At 57.4% G+C, this 18,627-nt stretch carries 19 protein-coding genes; 13 read left to right on the top strand and 6 right to left on the bottom strand.

Annotated elements, in window-relative coordinates:
• Window positions 1–28 precede the first annotated feature (28 nt).
• The 9 genes from ACFOEV_RS00620 (at window position 29) to gvpU (ending at window position 10,659) form a co-directional block, all read left to right on the top strand.
• Window positions 29–409, top strand: a complete 381-nt coding sequence (locus tag ACFOEV_RS00620) for a type I restriction endonuclease (protein ID WP_386770535.1) — start codon at window positions 29–31, stop codon at window positions 407–409.
• A gap of 183 nt (window positions 410–592) precedes the next feature.
• Window positions 593–2,575 (top strand): DEAD/DEAH box helicase family protein, encoded by a 1,983-nt coding sequence (locus ACFOEV_RS00615; protein WP_386770533.1) that lies wholly within the window; start codon window positions 593–595, stop codon window positions 2,573–2,575.
• Window positions 2,576–2,588: 13 nt separating this feature from the next.
• Entirely contained in the window at window positions 2,589–4,019 is a 1,431-nt protein-coding gene (locus tag ACFOEV_RS00610) for a class I SAM-dependent DNA methyltransferase (RefSeq protein ID WP_386770531.1), read from the top strand.
• Window positions 3,971–5,197, top strand: a complete 1,227-nt coding sequence (locus ACFOEV_RS00605; RefSeq protein ID WP_386770558.1) for a restriction endonuclease subunit S — start codon at window positions 3,971–3,973, stop codon at window positions 5,195–5,197. The genes ACFOEV_RS00610 and ACFOEV_RS00605 overlap by 49 nt, the downstream gene beginning before the upstream one ends.
• Window positions 5,190–5,921 (top strand): hypothetical protein, encoded by a 732-nt coding sequence (locus ACFOEV_RS00600; RefSeq protein WP_386770529.1) that lies wholly within the window; start codon window positions 5,190–5,192, stop codon window positions 5,919–5,921. Before ACFOEV_RS00605 ends, ACFOEV_RS00600 begins: the two co-directional genes overlap by 8 nt.
• Window positions 5,922–6,559: 638 nt before the next feature.
• Entirely contained in the window at window positions 6,560–7,600 is a 1,041-nt protein-coding gene (locus ACFOEV_RS00595) for a DUF4268 domain-containing protein (RefSeq protein ID WP_386770527.1), read from the top strand.
• A 284-nt stretch (window positions 7,601–7,884) separates the two neighbouring features.
• Window positions 7,885–8,994, top strand: coding sequence for an ADP-ribosylglycohydrolase family protein (locus ACFOEV_RS00590; protein ID WP_386770525.1), 1,110 nt, complete (start codon window positions 7,885–7,887; stop codon window positions 8,992–8,994).
• A 659-nt stretch (window positions 8,995–9,653) separates the two neighbouring features.
• Window positions 9,654–9,911, top strand: coding sequence for a DUF4236 domain-containing protein (locus tag ACFOEV_RS00585; RefSeq protein WP_386770523.1), 258 nt, complete (start codon window positions 9,654–9,656; stop codon window positions 9,909–9,911).
• A gap of 271 nt (window positions 9,912–10,182) precedes the next feature.
• Window positions 10,183–10,659 (top strand): gas vesicle accessory protein GvpU, encoded by a 477-nt coding sequence (gene gvpU, locus ACFOEV_RS00580; RefSeq protein WP_386770521.1) that lies wholly within the window; start codon window positions 10,183–10,185, stop codon window positions 10,657–10,659.
• Window positions 10,660–11,283: 624 nt separating this feature from the next.
• On the opposite strand, the gene ACFOEV_RS00575 is transcribed toward gvpU, so the two are convergent.
• Window positions 11,284–11,847 carry a YfaZ family outer membrane protein gene (locus tag ACFOEV_RS00575; protein ID WP_386770519.1) on the bottom strand — a complete coding sequence of 188 codons (564 nt, stop codon included), beginning with the start codon at window positions 11,845–11,847 and terminating at the stop codon, window positions 11,284–11,286.
• 356 nt (window positions 11,848–12,203) lie between these two features.
• Here ACFOEV_RS00575 and ACFOEV_RS00570 point away from each other — a divergent pair, with 356 nt between their 5' ends.
• Window positions 12,204–12,353 (top strand): hypothetical protein, encoded by a 150-nt coding sequence (locus ACFOEV_RS00570; RefSeq protein ID WP_386770517.1) that lies wholly within the window; start codon window positions 12,204–12,206, stop codon window positions 12,351–12,353.
• Between the two features lie 125 nt (window positions 12,354–12,478).
• Here ACFOEV_RS00570 and ACFOEV_RS00565 read toward each other — a convergent pair whose 3' ends face one another.
• Genes ACFOEV_RS00565 through ACFOEV_RS00555 form a run of 3 tightly spaced genes read right to left on the bottom strand, consistent with a single transcriptional unit; the run spans window position 12,479 to window position 14,547 of the window.
• Window positions 12,479–13,219: a transposase domain-containing protein gene (locus ACFOEV_RS00565; protein WP_386770515.1), complete on the bottom strand. Its 741-nt coding sequence runs from the start codon at window positions 13,217–13,219 to the stop codon at window positions 12,479–12,481.
• 23 nt (window positions 13,220–13,242) lie between these two features.
• Entirely contained in the window at window positions 13,243–14,094 is an 852-nt protein-coding gene (locus ACFOEV_RS00560; protein WP_386770513.1) for a hypothetical protein, read from the bottom strand.
• A gap of 18 nt (window positions 14,095–14,112) precedes the next feature.
• Window positions 14,113–14,547 carry an ABA4-like family protein gene (locus ACFOEV_RS00555; RefSeq protein WP_386770511.1) on the bottom strand — a complete coding sequence of 145 codons (435 nt, stop codon included), beginning with the start codon at window positions 14,545–14,547 and terminating at the stop codon, window positions 14,113–14,115.
• A 168-nt stretch (window positions 14,548–14,715) separates the two neighbouring features.
• Here ACFOEV_RS00555 and ACFOEV_RS00550 point away from each other — a divergent pair, with 168 nt between their 5' ends.
• Entirely contained in the window at window positions 14,716–15,348 is a 633-nt protein-coding gene (locus tag ACFOEV_RS00550) for a TetR/AcrR family transcriptional regulator (protein ID WP_386770509.1), read from the top strand.
• A 106-nt stretch (window positions 15,349–15,454) separates the two neighbouring features.
• Here the strand turns inward: ACFOEV_RS00550 and ACFOEV_RS00545 are convergent, their stop codons facing one another.
• A complete protein-coding gene (locus ACFOEV_RS00545) occupies window positions 15,455–16,012 on the bottom strand; it encodes a sugar O-acetyltransferase (RefSeq protein ID WP_386770507.1) in 558 nt (185 codons plus the stop codon).
• 809 nt (window positions 16,013–16,821) lie between these two features.
• Here ACFOEV_RS00545 and ACFOEV_RS00540 point away from each other — a divergent pair.
• Together ACFOEV_RS00540 and ACFOEV_RS00535 are read left to right on the top strand one after the other, a co-directional pair.
• On the top strand, window positions 16,822–17,235 hold the full coding sequence (locus ACFOEV_RS00540; protein ID WP_386770505.1) for a hypothetical protein: 414 nt from the start codon (window positions 16,822–16,824) through the stop codon (window positions 17,233–17,235).
• Window positions 17,236–17,317: 82 nt separating this feature from the next.
• Window positions 17,318–17,560, top strand: coding sequence for a zincin-like metallopeptidase domain-containing protein (locus ACFOEV_RS00535; protein WP_386770556.1), 243 nt, complete (start codon window positions 17,318–17,320; stop codon window positions 17,558–17,560).
• A 65-nt stretch (window positions 17,561–17,625) separates the two neighbouring features.
• Here the strand turns inward: ACFOEV_RS00535 and ACFOEV_RS00530 are convergent, their stop codons facing one another.
• Window positions 17,626–18,618, bottom strand: coding sequence for a YeiH family protein (locus tag ACFOEV_RS00530; RefSeq protein ID WP_386770504.1), 993 nt, complete (start codon window positions 18,616–18,618; stop codon window positions 17,626–17,628).
• Window positions 18,619–18,627 lie beyond the last annotated feature (9 nt).

Raw genomic sequence — 18,627 nt, 5'->3', positions numbered from 1 at the left:
TAAGTCTTTTAGAAGGATTAAAATAATTATGGCAGCCAAAGAAGCCAAGGCCCGCATCAAGATCAACAAGCTCTTGGAAGAGTCAGGCTGGCGTTTCTTCGACGAGAAGAGTGGTAAGGCCAACGTTGTACTGGAGCTCAACGTCAAGTTGACCGAAGACGTGATTGACGATCTGGGTGAAGACTTCGAGACCACCAGTAATGGCTTTATCGATTTTTTGCTTCTGGATGAGCAGGATTTTCCGCTAGTAGTGCTGGAAGCCAAGGCAGAGGACAAGAACCCACTGATCGGCAAGGAACAGGCACGCAAGTACGCCAAGTCGCAGAACTGCCGCTTCATTATCCTCTCAAACGGTAATCTGCACTATTTTTGGGACCTGGATAATGGCGGTCCGCATATTATTACCTGATTTCCCGCGCCTGGCTCCATCAAGAGCTACCAGCGTTTCCAGCCGAATCCTGGCAGTCTTACCAGAGAGTTGGTTTCCAAGGACTATATTGTCCTGACTCAGATGCCTGGTTATGCCCATGAAGCGGGTTGGCACAACACTAGCGAGCGCCCTGGCTTCATTGCCAAGAACCGACTTCACTTCATGCGCGATTACCAGAAGCGGGCCGTGCATGCGGTGCAAGATGCCGTGGCTGAGGGAAAGAGCCGCTTCCTGTTTGAGATGGCCACTGGCACTGGCAAGACCCTGACCTCCGCTGCCGTTATTAAGCTTTTCCTGCGCACCGGTAATGTCCGCAGGGTGTTATTCCTGGTAGACCGGTTGGAGCTGGAGGAGCAGGCAAACAAGGCTTTCACCTTCCTATTGAAGAATGACTTCACCTCGGTCATCTACAAGGAGCGTCGCGACGACTGGAGAAAAGCTGAGATCGTGGTTACTACCGTCCAGTCCCTCCTGTTCAATGATAAATACAAGCGGCTTTTCTCTCCCACCGATTTCGACTTGGTGATCTCCGACGAATCGCATCGCTCAATTGGTGGCAACGCCCGGGCAGTATTCGAGTACTTCGTCGGTTACAAACTGGGACTGACCGCCACTTCAAAAGATTATTTGAAGAAATTTGATGCAGCCAAGCCTACCACCCGTGACCCCCGCGAGCTGGAACGGCGGATGCTGCTAGATACATATCGCACCTTCGGCTGTGAATCGGGTGAGCCCACCTTCCGCTACTCATTGCTGTACGGGGTGAGTGACGGCTTCCTTATCAACCCAGTGGTGGTGGACGCTCGCACCGATGTCACCACCAAGCTCCTCTCGGACGAAGGCTACGCAGTGATGGCCATGACCGATGAAGGGGACGAGACCGAACAGTCTTTCTATCAAAAGGATTTCGAGAAGAAGTTCTTTTCTGATGCCACCAACCGGCTCTTTTGCGAGACCATCCTCGCCAATGCGCAGCACGATCCGATCAGCGGCGAGATTGGCAAGACTATCGTATTTTCCGTAAGCCAGAATCATGCCGCCAGTCTTACCCAAACCTTCAATGAGCTGGCGGATGCCTTGTTCCCCGGAAAATATCAGTCCGATTTTGCCGTACAGGTGACCTCGCTGATCCCCGAGGCGCAGCAATACACCATTAATTTCACTAACAATAAACTAATGGGCTCAGGCAACTTCTTCGAGAACTACCGCACCAGCAAAGCACGTATCTGCGTCACTGTGGGCATGATGACCACCGGCTATGACTGCCCGGATCTGCTTAACCTCGCCCTGATGCGGCCAGTTTTCTCCCCTCAGGACTTCGTGCAGATAAAGGGGCGTGGTACCCGGAAACACAACTTCATTGAACAGCTCTTCGACCCGGCCATGAAAGAGCAGCTGGGCACGCAGGAAAAGAGCCGCTACAAGCTCTTTGACTTCTTCGCTAACTGCGAATACTTCGAGGAGAAGTTCGACTACGACGAAATCCTGCAGCTGCCGCGGCCTGGCCAACGGCAAGGGTGGGAGGGACCTGTACCACCACTACCGTCAGGTGGGCAGTACGAATATCGTGGCACCGATCTGATTGCCACCTTCGCTGAAACCGCGATCGGTGATGGTGGAATGAAGATCGATCGCATGTTCTTCAACAAGTTTGAGGAGCAGGCCAAGGAGGACGACACTCTCAAATCTCTCATCGATGTCGAACGCTGGGATCAAGCTGTGAAGTATGTCCACACTCACCTTTTCGATAAGCCAGAGGCCTACTTCAACCTCGAAAAGCTCCGCCGTGCCGCTGGGGTGGACCGGCGTCTCTCCTTACGTGAGATCCTGGAAAAAGTCTTCGGCCTCATTCCTGGTTTCAAATCCAAGGACGAGTTGTTGGAGGATGAATTCGACAAGCTACTGTTGGATCTCTCGCCCGAAGAACTGGAGCAACATGCCGACGCTATCGTTGCGCTCAAGAACTACTTCAAGGCTTATGCCACCGACAGTCATCTGCGCGACATCATCGAGCACAAGCGCTTCACTGAGCTGAACGTGAATCCCGGCTTCTCCATGGCTGACTTCAAAGCGGTGCCCCAGGAATGGCGTGGTCGCATTCCTGTTTACATCAAGGACTACTTGTCCCTGAACCAATTCATGTAGAGAACCAATTCCCATGCTGGATACCGAAACAAAACGCCGCATCGACACCTGCCGTGACATCTTGGTCGGCAAGGTGCCCGATCCCAAGTCCCAGGTGGAGCAGATCACCGTCGCGTTGATCTACAAGTTCATGGACGATATGGATGCAGAGGCCGAGGAACTGGGCGGTAACCGTAGCTTCTTCACCGGTGAGTTCGCCAGGTACGGCTGGGCCAAGCTGATGGCTCCCGGCATGGGTGGCTTCGACTTGCTCAGCCTGTACTCCGAAGCGATCCAGAAGTTGAACGAGAACCCAGGGGTTCCACCTCTTTTTCGAGACATCTTCAAGAACGCCTATCTGCCCTACCGCGACCCAGAGACTCTGCGTAGCTTCCTGAAGGAGGTTAACACCTTCACCTACGACCACTCCGAGCGCTTGGGTGATGCCTTCGAGTACCTGCTTTCGGTGCTCGGGAGCCAGGGCGATGCCGGGCAGTTCCGCACTCCACGCCATATCATCGACTTCATGGTGGAGATTGCCGAGCCGAAGAAGGAGGAGTCTATCCTCGATCCTGCCTGCGGTACGGCGGGCTTTCTCATCTCTGCCTATAAACACATCCTCAAGCACAACACGCGGGGTTATCTGGCGCACCAGGAACTAGAAGCCTTCGAGGAGCGGGGCGTGAACATGGAGTCTCTTACCCTTGACAGCCCATTACGCTACGACGGCGATCAACTCACGCCAGACGACCGCAAGCGTCTTGCCTCCAATATCCATGGCTACGACATCTCGCCCGATATGGTGCGCCTGTCGCTTGTCAATATGTACCTGCATGGTTTCACCAACCCCCACATCGAGGAGTACGATACTCTCACCTCGGATGACAAGTGGAACCAACTGGCAGATGTGATCCTGGCCAATCCCCCCTTCATGTCGCCGAAGGGCGGGATCAAGCCACACAACCGCTTCAGTGTGCAGTCCAAGCGTTCCGAGGTGTTGTTCGTCGATTACATCGCCGAACACCTCACTCCCAGCGGCCGTGCCGCCGTGGTGGTGCCGGAGGGCATCATCTTCCAGAGCCAGGGCGCCTACAAGCAACTGCGTGAGATGTTGGTCAAGGGGTATCTGGTGGCGGTTATCTCCCTGCCAGCCGGGGTTTTTAACCCTTACAGCGGCGTCAAGACCTCCATTCTATTGTTGGACAAGCCGCTGGCAAAAAAGAGCAACGGCATCCTTTTCTCAAGATCGATAACGACGGCTTCAACCTCGGCGCCCAGCGCCGCGCCATCGACAAGAATGACCTGCCCGCTGCCGTCAAGACAGTCCGGGCCTTCCGCCAGGCCCTCGAGGGCGGAGCGTACCAAGCCTTCGATGCAGAACGGCATCACAATGCGCTTGTGGTTACCCGAGAGTAGATTGGAGAGAACGGTGAGTGGAATCTTAGTGGCGACCGTTACGGAATAAAGGAGACGATTACGTCAACGTGGCCAGTAGTTCCTCTTGGGCAGCTTGTAAAATTTCTGAGTGGCGGGACACCATCAAAGAAGTCTCAAGAATTTTGGTCTGGACCGATACCTTGGGTGTCGCCGAAAGATATGAAGTCTGATTTATTAGTTGACACTGAGGATCATATCTCAGAGACCGCGATAGAGGATAGTGCGACCACAGTAGTAGGTGCCGGAACGGTGCTTTGTGTTGTCAGATCGGGGATCTTGAAACATTCGTTGCCAATAGCAGTTACGGCCAAGACGATGTGCTTCAATCAAGATATAAAAGCCTTAGTTCCAATTTCGGATCGGATAACGGCGGCCTACCTTTTTTGGGTGTTAAAAGGTCGTAGCGAAGAAATTTTAGCCAAAGGGATTAAGCCAGGCGTAACGGTCCAAAGTTTCTACTCGAAATTCTTTGAAAACTTTGAAATCCCCCTGCCACCCTTAGACATACAAAAGGAGATTGTGGCGGAGATCGAAGCGTATCAGAAGATCATCGAAGGCGCCCGCCAAGTGGTCGAAAACTACCAGATCCGCATCCCCGTTCTCCCCGACTGGCCGATGGTGAAGTTGGGTAAGCAGTACTCGACATCAGGTGGTGGTACGCCATCAAAGTCTGAACCCAACAATTGGACTGGGAATGTCCCATGGGTCTCACCGAAGGATATGAAAGAAGATGTAATTTTAGATACTGAAGACCATATTTCAGAGGCTGCGATCGAGGGTAGTTCGACAAAGCAATATCCTGCAGGTACCGTCGTGTGTGTCGTGCGCTCTGGTATCCTAAAACACTCATTTCCTGTGGCGATGTTATCTCGGCCCATGTGCATCAATCAGGATTTGATAGCATTTATACCTAAAGACGATACGGTCATTCCTCAGTTTTTATTCTTTATTTTGAAGTCGAGGTCAAGAGATATCCTTGCGGAAGGAATTAAGCCGGGTGTGACCGTCCAGAGTTTTTATAACGGTTTTTTTAAGAGTTACAAAATCCCCCTTCCTGATATCGATACCCAATGCACCATCGTTGCCGAAATCGAGGCCGAGCAGCGCCTGGTTGATTCCAATAAGGAGCTGATCCGCCGCTTCGAGGAGAAGATCAAGCAGACCATCAATCGCGTCTGGGGCGAGGAGGAGGGCAATCATGGATGAGGCGACCCGGATACACGACTACCTGCCCACATCCTACGCCGACAAGAGCGAGGAGGCCTATATTCGCTTCCTCTGGGACGCTTTTGAAACCAATTACAATGCAGAGAAATATGAGTTCGCCAACCTCGCGTTTCATCTGCTCTATATGAGCTACGTATGCTTCTCGGTCTGGCAAATTCGCGCTGCTCGCCGCGCCGACTTCGACAACGCGATGGTGGGGTTTCAGCGTGAGGTGGAAAATAAGCTGGCCACTGCCGAAACACCCTTTAAGTTTTTCGAGAACCTGAAAGAGTCGGCCATCTTTCGGTTCATAAAACTGGTGGGTTGTAGTAACGAACAGGTGGGCGAGTTCTCCAAGTTCGTCAAGCAGCGAAACCGTATTGCCCACCCAAGCGGCAACGTATTTTTCAACAGCAAGGAAAATATCGACGAACAAATTGAAAAGGTGATGACCGAGATAGATAACATTCAGCGTCACATGACTCCAGTGCTGCATGATTGCTTGCAGACCTTTTTACTGGAAAACGCCGATGCCGAGGTGTGGGAATACTCCCTACCTGAGGACCAAATTGATGCCGCACTGATCCACCCCTACTACTTTTCGCACAAGGATATCGACGCATGCTTAGACTTCGACATCAGCGCTCTAGATAAACATGCCGATGCTGGGCCGATCCGTGAGCTGTTTGATATATTTAAGGTTGGCTATCCGCCAGACAGGTAGGATTTTGTCTTGTGAAGACTTATGCTTGTTACGGGGTTAATTGATGTGTGGCGGGAACTGAATCCGCTATATAGTCAACACTGTCAATGCTTTATTAGGCCGTGCTGGTGGATAGTTGGCTACCTGCTCAGATATCGTATATCTCGCTGGGTTTGATGATTGAGCCATGCTTTGTGAAAAACCTATGTGGTATATCGCAGTAGATGTTCAATAGCTTTATGATTGCCTCTTCGTTGGTTTTTATTTTTCGTATTCAACTTGATCTTACACTCAAATGGTTATCTTCTGCGCACTCATAGAGCCTATGGTCTGTTTGGTTTTCTGAAAGAAATGAGAATATTGATAGGCCTTTTAGCGTTTCATCTTCATAACGTTTCTCATGAACGTTTTCTCCTCTTGCGTTAGCAATATCCCCAAGGGAACCCTTGGTCAAGGTTCCTAGCTTGTCGAAAATAACAAGCGAGCTCTTGCTGCGCAGGTATCCGTTGGTGGAAGGCTGTTCCGGTCCATAGGGAATGGCTGGCTAGAGACTCAACTGGATTGCATAGGTAAATCCTGACTTCTCCTATGCCAAGCGTAGACTACAGTGTAACGGGGCACTTTTAGCTCGGCAGCCACACAAAGAACAGGGAAATTGCATGAAAGAGCTGGGTATGCTAGAACGAATCGATCTGCGGGAAGCGTGGAACCGCGAAGACACTGATTTTACACGTTGGCTGGCACGAAAGCAGAACTTAAAAATGCTCGGTGACACGCTGAATATTCTCGACCTTGAGCTGGAATCCGAAGAAATGCCGGTAGGGCCATTTCGGGCCGACATTCTGTGCAAAAGCACACAGACAAGCGACTGGGTGCTGATCGAGAACCAACTTGAGAAGACCGATCATAGGCACCTGGGGCAACTCATGACATACACAGCCGGCCTGGAGGCGGCTACGATTGTCTGGATCGCTGCGCACTTCACTGATGAGCATCGTGCCGCTCTGGACTGGCTCAATCACATCACCGGCGAGGAGATCAATTTCTTCGGCCTGGAGATCGAGCTATGGAAGATCAACGACTCAGTGCCAGCGGCCAAGTTCAATATTGTCTCAAAACCGAATGGCTGGTCGAAGAGTGTGGCGCGGGTCGCCCGTGGCATTGATCAGGAATCGCCTTTGCGGACGTTGCAGCGCCAGTACTGGGCTGACTTTCAGCAGGTGGTGGAAGACTTCGGTGGGTCGCTACGCAACGGTAACCGCGCTCCCAGGGCTGAACCCTATCTGAAATTCAGCATCGGCCGTTCAGGATTTCGCCTGGCTGCCGTCATGCGGCGTAAGGAAAAGCGAGTCGAGGCAGAGCTGGTCATCAGCAAAAACGCCGAATCGTGTCTGGCATCGCTCGAGCACGATCGCGAAGCGATCGAAACCGAGCTGGGCTATGACGTGTTGTGGGAAGTGCATCCCGACAAGCGTGAATCACTGTTAGCGATCGTGAGCCCTTCGAACTTCGATGTCGAAAACACCGAGAGCTGGAAACAACAGCACGACTGGCTTTGCGAGCGCCTGAACGCACTTTACACGGTGTTTCGCCCGCGCGTGCAACAACTGAACCTAGACGACTTGGCGGCTACTGAATCATTGGCTACCAAGGGCGACGTGGACAACCTTGTTGCTGGCAATGCTGGCGCGACAACCTAGAAGCGCCCGTTCGCAAGACGGCATTGGTTGTATGTTGGGTACTGATACTTGCTCCGTCATCGCTTCATAGCTGGTGCAGGTCAACACGGTACCTCTCGCTCGGTTGGAGCGGATCGCACAGTTGGGGCTGCCAAGCACAGTTGCACTTCTGCGTCATCCGACATCCACTGGATGAGGAAGCCGTGTCATGAACTCATGCGACGGGTTACGTCGCATCATTGCCACAAACTGGTGACTATCCTGTGGCTGCCAATAACAATGAAGGATCAGCAGGGAGGGGTTTCATGAATGCCAACATTACGCTTCAAGAGCGTTTCTCCGGCTGTCTGCTGGGCGGCGCCGTAGGCGATGCACTGGGCGCGCCCGTGGAATTCATGTCTCGCCAGGAGATACTCGAACGCTTCGGACCGGAAGGGATCGGTACGTATGCCCGGGCCTATGGCGGACTGGGCCGCATCACCGATGATACCCAGATGACCCTCTTCACTGCCGAAGGCCTGCTGCGTAGCTGGGTGCGTGGCAGTATCAAGGGCATTACGCACTATCCCAGCATCCTCTGCCATGCCTATATGCGCTGGCTGCTCACCCAGGGAGAACGGCCTGCCTCCGAGATGCAAGGGATCATGGCGGATAGCATCGAACAGGCCCCGGGCTGGCTGTTCTCACACCAAGAGCTTCATCATCGCCGTGCGCCGGGCAATACTTGCCTGAGTGCGTTACGCACCAAGGCCCGTTTCGGCGATATGGCCGAGAACGACAGCAAGGGGTGTGGCGGGGTGATGCGCGTGGCGCCCATCGGTCTGTTTGGCCACCTGGCGGGCCATAACCTGGAGGTTTTCGAGCTCGGTTGTGAGGCTGCCGCTCTCACCCATGGCCATCCCACCGGTCAACATCCCGCAGGGGCACTGGCGGTGATGATCAGCCTGCTGGCACGAGGATGCACGATCCAACAGGCTCTTCAGGAAGCGAGTGGATATCTCCACGCACTCGATGATACAGGCGACACCCTCTCTGCCATCGAGAAGGCGGAGAGACTGGCAGCAACCGACACTCCGCACCAGGAGGCCATTACCCAATTGGGGCAGGGCTGGGTGGCCGAGGAAGCGCTGGCGATCTCGCTGTATTGCGCGCTGGTGGCTGAAAACTTCCGTCACGGGGTGATGCTGGCGGTGAACCACGATGGCGACTCGGATTCCACCGGTGCGATTACCGGCAACCTGCTGGGTGTCCTTCTCGGTGTGAAGGCCATTCCCGATGAATGGCTAGAATCTCTTGAGCTACGCGAAGTGATCACCGAAGTCGCCGAGGATCTCGCGAGTTTCCAGCGCTGGGATATCGATGATTACGATGGCGCGGACAACGACTGGATATGGGAGAAATATCCGGGCTATTGAGCGATGTCCCGAGTGTTGTGCCAGCGTTAACGGCGGCGACCCGGTCGACGAGTCCATGAACGAATGTACAGAGGGACTGGCTGATGCGATACACGCGAATAGTAGGTCTGCCGTGTGCAAGTTGTTGGGTCGTCTGCTCGATGCTCCTGCTGGCACTGCCGTCCTCAGCGCTGGCAGCAGGGCTTGTCTCCGATGACGATGGGCCGACGATTGTCTCGGTGGTCGATCGTCCATCCGGGAGGACCGTTCTGCTCGATGCCCGGGGCCGAGAGCTGGGTGCCCTCGTGCGGCGATCGTCCGGCCGACTCGTCGTGACGGACGTGAGAGGCCGCGAGGTCGTTTCCGGCGATGACAGAAGAAAGTCATGGGCCAAACGGCGCTCCTTGTGGCCCTAGATAACATCGCCCCCCAACAGGACATCATTAAGCAGTAAGTGGCTCACTGAATGAGGGCAGGTCAGTAATCCAGCACCTGCCCGACAGCAGCGAGAATCCGTCGGCCATACCCCCTCGCCGTGTAACCACCACGTGAGTGTGAATAACTCTCAAAGGACCAAAGGGGACGGAAAAAGGAACAACCTTTTGATCTTCCGGTATTCCTTCATGCCCATGAGGCAGTAAGCTGTAGGCTTTCCAGCAACGTCCGACGAGGAGATCACCGTGGGCTTTCGCTTTCAGCGCTGTATCCGCCTGGCACCCGGTATACGTCTCAACGCCAGCAAGAGCGAGCTGAGGCTCTCGGTTGGCCCCCGTGGTGCAAGCCCGAACGTCGGATCAAGCGGCGTCCCCGGTCACGCAGGAACTCCCGACACTGAACTGGCCTACTGCCAAGAGCGCATAAGCGTGGTAACCAGGAGAGCCCCGCTGGTGTCTCAGGGCATGAATGCAGCCCTGTGCGTACCCTGGAGGCCTTGCTGAAGGGAGAGGGGCCGCCTGCCGATACAACTCGAGATCAATAAGTCAGGGGACATCCGCTATCGGCATGGCGATGGCACGCCGATGGGCGCCCATGAAGCCAGACTGCTGCGCTGCCATGCTAATATGGGATCCGCGAACAGTTGTCAGCCCACTGTGAGCGGCTCAATGCCGATCTCGAAAGCCTCGCGCTGCTGCATGTGCAGACACCACCGCCGGGCAACCACACAGGTTATCAGCCACGTCATTTCTGGAGCCGCCACCATCACTTCCGATGCCGCAGCAGCCGATCAGGTGGCAGCAGCCATGGCCAGCGGCGCGCCATCCTATCTCCGAGGGGAAACTAATGTCCGATCATCAACAAGAGAATGACTACCTGCTTAGTTCTTTAATCGCCATGGCGGAGTCAGGCGCGTCAATGGGTATAACTCTCCACATCAATGGAACGATCATCACTGGCAACTTGATCTCTCAGAAACAATACGCCGAAGGAGTGGTTAATAGCCTGAGAGAGCCAATGGAGAACGCCTTTAAAATGCACTCCGATAGCATCCTGGATGCATTCAGCAGGGTTGGAGAAATGCCTAATGGCCGCCCAAGTGAAGAAGGTGGCCCTATCCAGTTTGAATTTATCCACCTGAGTGAAGCTAAACTCTTCGCCGGAACGAACCTGATCCCAACGGACGATGGGGTCCTTTGGAGAGGAAAACTGACATCGGTAGATGGGTTCTCGTTCGGACGTTTGAGCTGACTGATCGCCGCCCCAACCGCTGGGCTCGTTTTCGGGGCCTGGCCTTGACTCGGAGAGGAGATCAATCGTCGGTCGTTCGTGTGTGTTGGGCATGACATTCTCCTGAATAAAGGCCACCGCCTGGGCGGATGGTCTATGCTCTTTACAATGTGAATGAGTCGGAGTCTTCTATGCCGCTACCTCGGCCTATTTCGTCTTGCCCTCAATGCCGGACAGGCTCCAACGCCTTTGAAGGACAGTGCGTCCAGGAATACCAAGGCAAGCGATGCGATGGGCGCCTTCGCAGCGCTGTGCGTCTAGATGATTGGAGGGAGTGCGACAGATGCAGCGCTCACGGTTGGGTCGACGATAGGAAGTGTGATGCATGCCGTGGAGTTGGGTGGATATTCCAGCGTGATCAGTGTTGATGATGTCTCGGGTTGAAGCATCCTATCCAGTTCGCTCTACGTCGGTCGCCGGGCCCCTTTCCTAAGGCAATGACCGCCGATGCAGAGGATCCTCCCTATGGGGTAAGCGAGTTCATGCTTGCCCCCAGTACCGAATACGAGATCGAAGCGAGGCACAAGGCCGAGGACTACTGCGCGATGTGATGGCTGCCGGCAGGTTTGGGTGCCAGCGCTGCCGTCAAAAGCCGATACTGACGCCCAGCACGGGTCCGCTATCCAGTGTCTGGGCGGTGTCACCCCCGTCATCGAAGTCGGTGCGCAGGTAGCGATAGCCCGCATAGAGATACGTCTGTGCCAGCACGTTGACTCTTGCCTGGGCGCCGTACTCATAGCTTTTGTCCATATCGCCATGCGTCATGCCGTTCGGGGTATGGAAGCCGTAAGCGCCAAGGGAGGTCAGGGGAATCGGCGTGTCAACGAATACCGAACCGCCCAGTCCAACGCCGCCCCCATTACCATGATGGGTATCCTGATATTGATAGCGGGCTCCCACCGAGAGGTCGACGGGGCCCGTGAGCCACGGCGAGAACATCAACGAACCGGAATACGCCTTGGCATTATGCCCGCTGTCATCGGTGTTAAGGTAGCCAACCCCGAGACGTAACATGGGCAGTATCGCCTGACTTACTTCGACCTGTTGGGAATCCTTGCCGCCATTGGCGGAGAGACTCAGCGCCATGGCGTGATGGCTGGTAACCACAAGCGCGCCGCCGAGTAATGCCATGTTCAGTTTACGGATCATTGAATTGCCCTCCTTAGCAAGGCTGAAGCAGTACAAATGAAAGACAATGGAAGAATGACGGCGTTCCCGTAAGGACACGAGAGTCAGCAATGATCACCAGGCCTGAGGCATGAATGTCATCGCTGGCGACAGGAACTCGCTTTTCTAGCTATCTTGCACACACTATAGGCATCCCCGCGTCCGTCAGGGTTGTATTGCTCTCCCAAGGCGTGCACACATGGCCGGTAAAGTGCGGACAAGCGAAACATCTTGTACCTTCTGGCGCCGGCGCCGCCGTGATCGTGTTCCGGACCGCGGACTGATGTTGACCCAGGCGCTGAGACCTCGTTGGCTCGAACGGTGAGGCACGCAACCTGATGACGTTGCTGGGACAGTGGATCGCGCTGTTCATCGTCATGGTGCTGCTGGCTGGCGAACCGGGTGCCGGCGGGCCCGATGACGACGACGACCGGGCCGATCTCGGCCCAGAGCGACGAGTGAGAGGAGGACTGGCATGGACGTCGTGATCTGGACGCTGATCTTCCTTGGCGGCGACCTGCTCATCCTGATCTTCTTGATGGCCTGGGCAGTCAAGAAGGGCCGCGAGAAGGCCGCGCGTCTCACCGACGAGAACCAGCGCGCGGTTGTGCTGCTACTCACGGGGCGTATCGCCGTTCTGTCTGGCGACGTGCAGGGTGATCCCGTGCACGGCGACAATGGTGACAGTCTCTCCGCGTTTGGGCGCATCGCGTGTTTCGGCCCGTGCGGCCCAACTCTCGCTGTTGTAGCGAACCCGCCCGCGAGCGTGCTGGCCTGCAACCTCAAAGTCCTTCTCAACCACGGCGGCGCTTCCCAGCATGGCTTCGACGCCGCTTTTGGCGTCGACATGCCGGGTACGCTCCATGGAGCGTACGATCATGAGGTCGGTCAGGATGGAGAACCCCAAGACCAGGATAACCGCCTCCACCCAGCGCAGCGCCTCTGCAATGACCGCTGCCACCGCCACTGCGACCGCCACCAGGTCCAGGATCACCAGCCACATGCTGGTCCGTTGGCTGCGCGGCATCCCCGTGGTGGTGTGGCGGCAGAAGTGCCTGAAGGGTGAGACGATGGGGCGGGCCAGCAGGCGCAGGAGACGAATCATAGCTTCAGAAATGGGATTTTTTCGTAAGCGCTCAGTGAAGTACGCACTGGATTGACTGATCTTGATTTGAACCTTATCGAGATTGCCGGGCAGCAGTGCTTCGATGGTAGCAACTGTTTTCGCCCGCGGCAGTTCCGCAAACAGGTAACGGAGATAGGCATGGGGCTCCAAGCCATTCGCTTTGGCGGTTTCGAACAGCGAGTACAGATTGGCATTGGCCGTGACGCCTTTGACCGATTGACTGAACAACCCTCATCTTGCCCAGGCGCCCCTCACCCCCCCATCGCCAAGAAGGGCTGGCCCATCAGGGCCTGGACGAAGGTGTAGAGCACGAAGGCGGTGAAGAGGAGGCTGAAGAGGCGGACCGGCAGGCGGTTCTCCGCGCCGAAGAAGGTGGCCGCGACAAGGCCGAAAGCCGGGATGAAATGCATCGCATGGGTGGCGAAGAAGTGGGAGACGCGCAGGTCGCCGCCATCGCGCGCCCAGCCCATGAGCGCCATGCCGCCAGCGTCGCTCGGCTGGCCGCCGATCCAGTGGCCGTCCATGCTGCTTATCGTCCCGGCGGTCAGAAGTGTCAACGGCAGGACGAGAGCGAGGCCGAGAACCAGCGCCTCCTTGAGCGCGCTGCCGATCTCCGGTTTCGTGTTGCGGGCGATCTGGACGGCGTAGACGGTCGAGGCGCTGGTCAGGAGCACGGCGCCGGCACCCATGACCGCATAGATCACCATGCCGAGGGCGCTTTCGTTGAAATGGGACGCCGTGCCCAAGGCGGCGGCACCGCCGATCCAGAGCATTTCAAGGACGGCCACCGCGACGACCGCGCCGATATAGGCGCGGTACCAGCGCTTCGCCCGGACCTCGGCCGGCACGAAGCGGGCGAAGAAGGCGAGCGTCAGAACATAGGTGGCGATCGCCAATTCGAATTTGAGCGGCTTCACCCAGATGTCGACGCCCAGGAATTCGCGCGGGTCCACGGCGGCGGCAAAGCCAGTCGGTAGCATCAGCGCCAGCATCAGGAGGCCGAGGGCGGTGAAGCGCGGTTCGTGATCGCGAAAGGCGGCGGCAAGGGCGCGCAAGCCCGGAGTGGCGCGACGGAACGGCGAATAAGGAACGAGAGCGGTCATGGGAGAGGCTCCTCGATGTCAGGCGGTGGTGGTTCCAGTGCGGCGCGCGTAGAGGGCGCGCAGGGTGATGAAGGCAAGGAAACCGGCCGGACCGAACAGGAAGGTCAGCACCAGGCACGGCATGACGAGCCAGAAGGCAAGCCCGGCCTCGCGGGCCGAGCGCGCGATCCAGGCGCCGACGAACATGTCGAAGGCGAGGTAATGGAGCCAGCCGGCCAGCAGCAATTCGCGCGTCTCAAACAGCCGCGCGACATTGTCGAGGCTGTCGAAGCCGCCCTGCGCTCCGGCCCAGAACGCCAGGACGAGGCCGGCATAGGCGACGGAGAGCAGGCCGGGGATGATGAACGCGGCAAGGCAGTCGGCAAGCCGCGGGAGCCATGGGCTGGCGAGCAGCACGGCCCAGCCGGCCAGGGCGGTCATGTTGGCATATTGGAAAATCATGTCGGGCGTCATGGCTGTTTCCTGCTGGCCGCTTTATCTTGACAGTGGAAAGATTGGCGATTTTCTTTCTCCTGTCAAGATTAATTTTTACGTCGTCAAGATTGTGATCGGCAGGGGGGCCTGGTACGGTTGCGGAGACTAGGGGACGGCAAGATAAGGGCGTGCAGGCGCTTCAACACAGTGAAGAAAGAGATGAACCCGAAAACACCCACCCCAAAGCAACCCTATCACCATGGCGACCTGCGCCGGGCGCTGCTTGATGCGGCAGAGGCAGAGCTTGCCGAGAAGGGCGTGGAGGGTTTCACGCTGCGTGGTTGTGCCAAGCGGGCGGGCGTTTCCCATGCCGCCCCGGCCTATCACTTCAAGGATGCGAATGCCCTGCTGACAGCGCTCGCCACCATCGGCTTCGAACGGCTGAACCGCAGCATGACGAGCCGGCAGCACGCCGAAAGAGGCGACCCGAGGCAGGACCTGGTGGCGGCTGGCCTGGGCTATGTCGCGTTCGCGCGGGACAATCCGACGCTGTTCAAGCTGATGTTCGGCTCCGAGCGGCCCGCAAGCGATGACAGCGATCTCCTGCAGCACGCGTCGGGGGCGTTCGCCACCCTCGTCAACAGCGTGCGCAACATTCGCGGAGACGACCCGATGGCGGATGCTGACGGGCTGCAGGATATCGCCGCCGCGTGGTCGATCGTGCACGGCATCGCCAATCTCCTGATCGCCGGGCGGATGGGATTTCTCCAGCCACTGCTGGAACGCGACCCCGAGACGGTGCTTGCCGACATCATTGCACGGTCGCTGCCGCAGCAGTAAAAAGGCGCAGTCCGCCCCGCGGCCACCATGACCGCAGCATGGGCAAGCGTCGAGCGGGCGGCCGGTGCTGTCCCGCCAAGAAAAGCGATGGCGTGGCGCGATGCGATCAATTTTCCAGTCGGCGGATCACCCGGCATGGGTTGCCGGCAGCGAACACGTCCGAGGGAATGTCCCGGGTCACCACGCTGCCGGCACCGATGACGCTTCGCGCCCCGATGACGACCCCGGGATTGACCACCACACCGCCGCCGATCCAGCAATCGTCACCGATGATGATGGGCTTGCCGGCTTCCAGGCCACTGCGGCGCGCCTCGGCCTCCAGCGGGTGGGTGGCGGTATAGAGCTGCACGGCCGGGCCGAACAGCACGTTACTACCGATGGTCACCGGCGCCACATCCAGCACCACGCAGTTGAAGTTGAAGAAGACGTTGTCGCCCAGGCAGAGATGGCAGCCATAGTCGCAATAGAACGGGGGTTCGATCCATAGCCCCTGTCCCGCCCCGGGCAGCAACTCACGCCACAAGGCCGCACGCTCCTCCTCGGCATCGTCACGGCAGGCATTGAGCGCCTGGATCAGCAGCCGGGCGCGGCGGCGCAAAGCTTGCAGCTCCGGGTCGCGGGCATCGTAGAGCTCACCCGCCAGCATCTTCTCGCGTTCGGTCACGTGGTTCTCCCAGCGATTATGATTCGGCTTTTATACCATTCGTTATGGCGTAGAAGCCGAGCGGCATCATGGGATGTGCGTGAGGGTCCCCCGAGCTGCATGACCCGAACCCGGCCATCGACTCCCGCGGCCAGGTATTCGCTCGCGGCTCAGTGCGGAAGGACTGGGGGATCCTTTACATGGCGAAAGCCCGGGGCCGGAAATGTGTTGTGGCGAAGTCGGGACCCCCTTGTCGGCAGAGGCACTATGAGTTCAGTGAGCGCCTGGATGGGATTCAGGCAGGCGCTGTTAATGGCATGACTCGGGCGGCGGCTGATGGCCGGCGGGCCGATCCGGATACCAGGTCCGGCATTCTCCTGGGGGTGGCATATGTCCCTTGGGTATGGGTGTTCCATAGCGATGGTAGTCACCACCATATCCATAGCCATCGGCATAGGCGACGCAGCCAGCTAAGGTCCCACACAGGGCCAGAGCGGCTGCGAGTCGAACTTCCTTGATCATTCCTGTCTCCTCCTATGGCATGCTATGGAACCATAGCAGGAACTGCCTGGCTGCCTTTCATAAGGTGGCCAGCTTCCACATTATTGCCATCGGGTGTCGCCATCCTGCCACATGGCCTGGGGAAAGCCGCTTGCTAGTATGAGGCATCACGGCTCAAACGGAGAAACGTATGCGCCTGCTCTTCGTGCTGTTCAGCGCGATCGCCATCTTGGGCCTGGCGGGGTGTAGTTACCAGCCGGCGCATATCAGGACGGAGCCAGCCATCGTCATCGACGATGGCGGGTACGGCCATGATCGTGAGTGGCATCGTGAGTATCGATATTACGATCATGATCGCGACCATTGGGACTATGAGAGGGACCGCTGGGACCGGGATCACGACCATTGGGACCGGGATCGCGATCGTTGGGAACGGACTCGTGAGCGCCATGAAAGAGATAGGGAGCACTGGAAACGGAATCGCGAGCACCGGGAAGGGCATCGACAGAGCTGGAAGCGGGACCGTGAACATGGGGGACGGAATCGTGAACATGGGGAACGGAATCGTGAACACCGGGGACCAGACCGAGAGAGCTGGAAACGGGATCGCGGGCACCGGGAACGGGACTAGATTTGCAAGCGCTGGAACCGCTGTCTACATGTCATCCCACGATATGTCCGCCCTGGCACATCGCCACGGGCTGCAACGTACGGTACGCATCCCCCGAGTCACTGCTGAGTGATTGCATCTGTGTGGCACGGTCCGTAAGGGCGAGGCATCGACCCTGGTCTGTGTCTACAAGCCCATGGTACGTGAAGTGCTTGATGATGAGGGCCAGCCTGTCCTTAACGAGGAGGGCAGGCCCAAGGAGCAGCACTTCGCCATCCTCAAGGGTTTCAACCTCTTCAACGTCGCCCAGTGCGAGGGCAATCTTCGACCTCGTCGACGAGGCCGAACGGCTGATCGAGGCCATCGGTGCCCGGATCGATCATGTTGAGGGGGATAAGGCCTTCTACTCACCGATCCTGGATCGCATCCAGCTGCCGGCGAAGCATCAGTTCAGGTAGCCCCCTTCGGAGGGGGTTTTTTGTGGCAGGTTGTGTGACACGACGATAGCCCTTTACCTGAGTAATTAGCCCATCAATAGGTAGCTGGCCAGCCAACCACCTGCGAGCAGCAAAACGAACAACGTCAGTGCCAGGATGAAAGGGCGGAGGCCCAATGCCTTGAGCTTTTCCAGGCGGGTCTCGAAGCCCAATGCCGCCATGGCCATGGTGAGTGCAACTTGCCCAGCCAGTACCAATGACTGGTGGAGGGCAGGGGGCAATGAGACCAGGCTGTTGACCCCTACCATGGCCATGAAGCCAAAGGCGAACCAGGGGATTACCAGCTTGCTGCCACCGGGTACCGCAGCGGTAGCCTGATGCCGTAACCACCACTGGCCTACGATGAGGAGAAAGGGAACCAGCAGCAGAACCCGCACCAGCTTGACGATAACCGCATTGGCCAAGGCTTCTGGCCCCACGGCGTCGCCAGCGGCAACCACCTGGGCGACCTCGTGGATGGTCGCGCCGATGTAGATACCGTAAAGGCCCTCGGTCATGCCGCTTATTGGATAGAGCAGCGGATAGACCAGCATCGCCAGGCTGCCGAATAGTACCACCGTTGCCACCGCCATCGACGCCGCAGCGGGGCGCGAACGAATCGTGGTCTCGGTGGCGAGTACCGCGGCAGCGCCGCAAATGGCACTGCCGGCGCAGGTCAACAGGGTCGTCTCACGGTCAATGCCCAACAACCGGGTGCCGATCAGGTAGCCAGCCACCAGCACGGCGCTGATCACCAGCAGGTCAAGCAGCAGTACCCGGGGGCCCAAGGCGAAGATCTGCTGCATCGTCAGCGACAGCCCGAACAGCACGATGCCGCCGCGCAACAGCCAGCGAGTGGCGAACTTGAGCCCCGGCTGAACCTGGGAAAGGTGGCGGGAAAGGGGGAGGTTGCCGACCAAAAGTCCCAGCAGAAGGGCATAGACCAGGGGGCTGATACCGCTCTCGGCCAAACCTGGCACATTGGCCAGGGCGAAGCCGGCCAGGGTCAGGGTGGTGCAGAGTATCAGGCCTTGCCACATGGCGTTGTA

Origin of the sequence: Litchfieldella rifensis (genome assembly GCF_042646605.1) — a bacterium.
GTDB classification, from domain to species: Bacteria; Pseudomonadota; Gammaproteobacteria; order Pseudomonadales; family Halomonadaceae; genus Litchfieldella; species Litchfieldella rifensis.
Note: the sequence above shows the minus strand (reverse complement) of the source record. Positions and strands in the feature narration are given on the sequence as shown.

Bases quoted from the DNA above. Each gene is read 5' to 3' on its own strand.
- ACFOEV_RS00610 (WP_386770531.1), top strand. From the start codon at position 2,589: ATGCTGGATACCGAAACAAAACGCCGCATCGACACCTGCCGTGACATC.
- ACFOEV_RS00560 (WP_386770513.1), bottom strand. From the start codon at position 14,094: ATGACCGCTCTCGTTCCTTATTCGCCGTTCCGTCGCGCCACTCCGGGC.
- gvpU (WP_386770521.1), top strand. From the start codon at position 10,183: ATGCCGCAGCAGCCGATCAGGTGGCAGCAGCCATGGCCAGCGGCGCGC.
- ACFOEV_RS00530 (WP_386770504.1), bottom strand. From the start codon at position 18,618: ATGTGGCAAGGCCTGATACTCTGCACCACCCTGACCCTGGCCGGCTTC.
- ACFOEV_RS00595 (WP_386770527.1), top strand. From the start codon at position 6,560: ATGAAAGAGCTGGGTATGCTAGAACGAATCGATCTGCGGGAAGCGTGG.
- ACFOEV_RS00570 (WP_386770517.1), top strand. From the start codon at position 12,204: ATGACGTTGCTGGGACAGTGGATCGCGCTGTTCATCGTCATGGTGCTG.
- ACFOEV_RS00575 (WP_386770519.1), bottom strand. From the start codon at position 11,847: ATGATCCGTAAACTGAACATGGCATTACTCGGCGGCGCGCTTGTGGTT.
- ACFOEV_RS00555 (WP_386770511.1), bottom strand. From the start codon at position 14,547: ATGACGCCCGACATGATTTTCCAATATGCCAACATGACCGCCCTGGCC.
- ACFOEV_RS00600 (WP_386770529.1), top strand. From the start codon at position 5,190: ATGGATGAGGCGACCCGGATACACGACTACCTGCCCACATCCTACGCC.
- ACFOEV_RS00620 (WP_386770535.1), top strand. From the start codon at position 29: ATGGCAGCCAAAGAAGCCAAGGCCCGCATCAAGATCAACAAGCTCTTG.
- ACFOEV_RS00590 (WP_386770525.1), top strand. From the start codon at position 7,885: ATGAATGCCAACATTACGCTTCAAGAGCGTTTCTCCGGCTGTCTGCTG.
- ACFOEV_RS00615 (WP_386770533.1), top strand. From the start codon at position 593: ATGCGCGATTACCAGAAGCGGGCCGTGCATGCGGTGCAAGATGCCGTG.
- ACFOEV_RS00535 (WP_386770556.1), top strand. From the start codon at position 17,318: ATGATGAGGGCCAGCCTGTCCTTAACGAGGAGGGCAGGCCCAAGGAGC.